This is a genomic window from Marivirga sp., from assembly GCF_024636815.1.
Taxonomy (GTDB): Bacteria; Bacteroidota; Bacteroidia; order Cytophagales; family Cyclobacteriaceae; genus Marivirga.
Window position 1 is genome coordinate 1 of the sequence record NZ_JAGXGF010000138.1, and the last position, 5,240, is coordinate 5,240.

At 32.7% G+C, this 5,240-nt stretch carries 5 protein-coding genes; 4 read left to right on the forward strand and 1 reads right to left on the reverse strand.

The annotated features are described in order from the left end of the window. The first annotated feature begins 412 nt into the window (after positions 1-412). From Q0L29_RS10410 to Q0L29_RS10425, 4 genes are all read left to right on the forward strand, one after another. Positions 413-1,216, forward strand: a complete 804-nt coding sequence (locus tag Q0L29_RS10410; RefSeq protein WP_296621449.1) for a hypothetical protein — start codon at positions 413-415, stop codon at positions 1,214-1,216. A gap of 4 nt (positions 1,217-1,220) precedes the next feature. Then, positions 1,221-2,051 (forward strand): DUF5777 family beta-barrel protein, encoded by an 831-nt coding sequence (locus tag Q0L29_RS10415; RefSeq protein ID WP_296621451.1) that lies wholly within the window; start codon positions 1,221-1,223, stop codon positions 2,049-2,051. A 9-nt stretch (positions 2,052-2,060) separates the two neighbouring features. Next, positions 2,061-3,083: a cytochrome c gene (locus Q0L29_RS10420; protein WP_296621453.1), complete on the forward strand. Its 1,023-nt coding sequence runs from the start codon at positions 2,061-2,063 to the stop codon at positions 3,081-3,083. Between the two features lie 65 nt (positions 3,084-3,148). Then, a complete protein-coding gene (locus tag Q0L29_RS10425; protein WP_296621455.1) occupies positions 3,149-3,592 on the forward strand; it encodes an Rrf2 family transcriptional regulator in 444 nt (147 codons plus the stop codon). A gap of 70 nt (positions 3,593-3,662) precedes the next feature. Here the strand turns inward: Q0L29_RS10425 and Q0L29_RS10430 are convergent. Next, the coding region (locus Q0L29_RS10430; RefSeq protein ID WP_296621457.1) for an ATP-binding protein at positions 3,663-5,240 on the reverse strand (1,578 nt) is incomplete at its 5' end.

A 5,240-nucleotide genomic window follows, 5' to 3' on the forward strand; every position in this document is an offset into this window, starting at 1 on the left:
ATGGCCGCACAAAACAGCGCACAAACCTAAGCCACCCTTGACAAACTTAAAATTTTATCATAGGACAACTACGCCTAAAAAAGGCAAAAAAAGAAAATAAATTACCTTTTGTCTGGTTTTTCAACATAGAAACTCAGGTTAGTAATAAAGTGGAGAAATTATTATATAATTATATTTAAATTAGATTTGTATAATTATTTTAATCATAAAAGTTTTATTTTAATTATTATTAATCCAAAACAATGGGTTAGTACGTAGGTTGTTTAAATAATAATTCAAGAAGTTAATATGAATATGAAATGAGCATAAATTTCAAGCATTTTACCATACTAGAAGAAAGTAGCTCGTTCATCTCTGGTAGGAAGATACTCAATACAACTTCTACTTTATTGATAAAATCAAATAAATAAACATGAGATCCAGTAATATACTAATCACCATATCACTATTAATTTTCATATATGGTTGTGAATATGAAAGAATTGCAGCACCGGAAAGCAATTGTGATACAGTGTCAATAGAGCTTAAAATCGAATCAGTTGAAAATACTTCCTGTGAACAAGCTTCAGGTGAAATAGTGGCTAATGTTAATGATGATGCTCAATATGTATATCGATTAAATGATGGTGATTTTAGTGAAAACAATGTATTTCCTAACTTGTCAGCCGGAAACTATACCATCCAAGCAAAAGCTGTAAATACAAATTGTATAAGTGAAGCAATCGAAGTAATAATAGAAAATGAAGATGGCCTACAGCTATCATTAATTGAAAAGAATAATTCTGAATGTAGTGAAAATACAGGAAGTATAATGGTGGAACAGCTAGGTGGAGTAGAACCAATTGAATATATTATCAATAATGATATAGTTCAAAATAACCCTGAATTTACAGGATTATCAAATGGTAATTACACCATTTTAGCACGCGATGCTAATGGTTGTGAAGCTGAAATTTCAGGTGTTGAAATTAAGACCAATATTAGCTTAATCAATGATATCAAACCAATTATTGCTACAAATTGTGCTATAAGCGGTTGTCATAATGGTTCTCGATCACCCGATTTATCCATAGATGAAAATATAATTGAAAATGCATCTAGAATTAAAAGTCGAACAGGTAGTGAAACTATGCCTCCAGCTGGTAGGCCTGATTTAACAAATGTAGAAATTCAAGCCATTGCCTGCTGGGTAGATGACGGGGCTTTAGATAATTAAAAACATGAAAAAAATACTAGCAATTTTAATTATACAGTTTTGGGTATTCAATTTATTGGCCCAGGAAAATCGAGAAAAAGTATTTAGAGATACTCGTATAGTAAACGGTCATTCCACTGAGGTTCTACCAAAAGGGATGATGAAGTTTATTATTTCTCACAGGTTTGGGACGATAAGTTCGGGTGTTCAACAACTATGGGGTTTAGATAATTCCACCATTAGGATTGGCTTAGATTATGCTTTTACCGATAATATTAATGTTGGATTTGGCAGAAACTCTTTGCAAAAGCACTATGATTTTTATTTGAAATATAGATTTCTTCAACAAAGGAAGGAGGGAGGAAGTCCTGTTTCATTGGTATACTATACAAATGCTGCCATCAGGACTATTCAAACTCCACAAACTGAGGATTTATCATTTATTGATAATTTAACTTATGTTCATCAATTACTTTTAGCCAGAAAATTTAATGAATTTATAAGTTTTCAGATTATGCCGACTTACGTTCATCGCAATTATGTATTGGATTTAGAAAGTAATAATGATATTTATAGTTTGGGAACGGCTGGGAGATTTCAGGTATCTAAAGTTTTAGCATTTAATCTGGAGTATTATTTCAATCTGCCTAATCAATTGGCTTCTCAATATCAATCTTCAGCTGGCCTGGGAATTGAACTGGAAACCAAGGGACATATTTTCCAATTAAATTTCACGAATTCTTTAGGGATGATTGCCCCTTTGTATATAGCTGAAACTACAGGAATGATTCAGAATGGAGATATCCATTTTGGTTTTAATATCACTAGAGATTTTAAAGTTGGGGCCAGAAAATAATATGATCAGATGTATAAATTGAAATACAAATATTGGTTCATTTCATCACTAAGCTTTTTGCTTTTAATAGCTTCTTTTACTCCTATGAGTGATCAGGAAATTAAACCTCAGCAAAAATTAGTAGATGTGTTAAAGTCTTTAGGGCAAGATTACCCAGAGCACTATATTGAAAATCCTGATTCAGTAGATATTAAAAGAGGATATGACCTGATTCATGTAGGAAAGACTAATCCGCCAGATGGATTTGCTTCAAATGCCATAAGCAAATTTTATACTTGTACCAGTTGTCATAATGTAGAAAGAGAAGACCCTGATTTGACCTTGGTTGATCAAGATGCTCGCTTGGAATATGCTATGAAAAGGGAATTACCTTATTTACAAGGCACTACTTTTTGGGGGACTGTCAATAAAGAGTCGTGGTATAATGATGATTATGTTTTAAAATATGGAAGTTTGGTAGAAAAGGCTAAGGGAAGCTTAAAAGGAAGCATCAATTTATGTGCTACTGTGTGTTCTCAGGGTCGAGAACTTGAAGAATGGGAAATGAAAAGTATTCTTTCTTATCTGTGGAGCCTACAAATTAAAATGGAGGATTTAGATTTAACTGAAAAAGAAATAGACCATATGAATGAATTGGCAGAATCTGATAATGATAGTGCCATCGCATTTATTAAATCTCATTACTTAACAAAATCTCCGGCAACATTTGCTGAACTGCCTGAAAGTAAGGAAAAGGGATATCCTTTTGAAGGCAGACCTCAATATGGCAAAGCAATATACGAGTTGGGCTGTCAGCATTGCCATCATGCTTATGGCGAGAGTGATTTAGTATTAGATAACTCTATACTCACTTTTAGATGGTTGAAAAAACATATGCCTGAGAATAGTAAAAAGTCTATTTATGAAATTATAAGAAATGGTTCTTATTCTGAATTAGGACATAAAGAATATATGCCCAACTACACTCTGGAAAAAATGAGTCATCAACAGGTGGAGGATTTGAAGGCTTATATTGAAATGAATTTGAAATAAAATACTCTCTATACTTTTTAAAGATTTACCCTTAAAAATCCCTTTCAAAGCGTATATTTACCGATATGATTTCCAAAAAGTCAAAATACGCCATTAACGCATTAGTCCATTTGGGCAGAAAATATAAAGAAGGCCCTACATTAATCAGTACCATAGCTGAAGAAGAAAATATACCGCATAAATTTTTGGAAGCCATACTTCTTGAATTGAAAAATGATGGTATCTTGGGTAGTAAAAAAGGCAAAGGTGGAGGTTATTACCTTCGCAAAGATCCTGAAACTGTTAATTTGGCTCAAGTCTTAAGGTTATTTGATGGTGCTATTGCCTTACTTCCTTGTGTTACTTTCAAATTCTATGAACGATGTGAAGAGTGTAAGGACGAAGAAACCTGCTCCATACGGGAAGCATTCTTAAAAGTCCGTAATGAAACCGTTAAGATTTTCAAAAGCCAAACCCTAAAAGGACTTTTAGATAGAGAGAAAAAATTGATAGCTAAGAAGAAGGGTTGAGTTTATAATTTTCACAGATAACTGGTGTGCCACAAGTAAGAGATTGAATTATTAAGTTCAAGCTTCCAACTTACCCCTCCTTAAAAGGAAACTCAATCGTAAATCTAGTGAATAAAAATTCTTCTGTTTCACAGGTGAGCGTGCCACCAATTTTTTCAACGGCTACTTTTACTAAATATAAGCCCAATCCATTACCAATAGATTTTTCAGAGCCTCTGTAAAACATTTCAAATATTCTTGGTAGCTGTTTGTCAGGTATCCCTACGCCATTATCTTCTATAGAGAGATAGAATGTATTATTTTTTCGTACTGTGCTTAGCTTTATTTCTTTTTGTGGTTTTTCATCATCGGAATATATGAGCGCATTCTCTAGTAAGTTAAGTAAAACCAACTCTAGCATTTTTTCATCCGTTTTTAATTCGTTTTCATTTTTCAAATCAAAATGAAATTTGAATTTGGCCTGGTCCACTAACGGACTAATTTTTTCCATTACCTCTTTGAAAACGGTAGGGATATCAATGGGTTTATATTCAATTTTTGAGTTATAGATATTGTGTACCTGAGTTAGTTTACTCAATAGAATATCCATTTCTTTGGTGGTCTTTTCAATCAAGTCCAAATACCTATCCGTTTTTATCTCGGGGTTTTCAAACCTTGCCAATGCCAATATGCCTTTAATTCTACTAATCGGTCCTTTTAAATCATGGGATGTTTTATAGGTGAAAGTGTCTAAATCTTTATTCGTTTGTTGTAGTTTTCGAATGGTGTCTTTTATCTTAGCTGTTCTTTTTTCAACTCTTGCCTCAAGTGCTTGATTCAATTCTTGGAGTTTATTGTTTACGGCAATTATTTGATCCTGCGAACTCTCTAATTCCTGATTTTTTTCTAATATATCATCACGCTGCTGACTAATTTCTTCATTCAGATTCGACATTTTAAGTAATTGCTTCTCTATTACTTTTTTCTGTTGTATTACCTCAAAAGTTCTGTCAGCCACTATCAATTTAAGTTTTTTTCTTTGTTGCCTTACTCTATAGGTATAGGCTAACATCAAAAGCCAGATAATACTGACTATTATTACACTAAATAAAAAGTATGCCCAGGTAGTTTGATACCATGGCGGTAAAATTTTAAATCTGTAAATAGCCGTTTTACCTTCTGTATCATATAAATTTTTCGACTTTACTTTAAATTGATACTTGCCTGCAGGCAAATTGGTATATTCTTTATGGTTCATACTTGACCAAGCCGACCATTCCGTATCAAAACCTTCAAGGAAATAAGAGTACTGGTTTCTTTCAGCTTGCTGATAAAAGAGTGCACTATATTCAAATTTGATATTATTATTAGCGAAACTGAGTAGAGGAGTTGATGCTTCAGTTTGATTGATTACTAAGGTTGGGATGGTATCTGAAGTCCTGAATTCTTTGTACAATCCTTGAGATAAAACAGAATCATTTATGCTTACTTTTTTAATAAAAGTATTGAATGAGATATCTAAATCCATTTTTACTTTTTCATCAAATCGATATAAGCCTTCATTTCCGGCTATCCATATTATGCTATCTTCCAATTCATCTGCATAAATACTATTGAAATTCTGATTTGGAATGGCTTTTAAAGGCTTCTCTACTTTTTGATAACTACC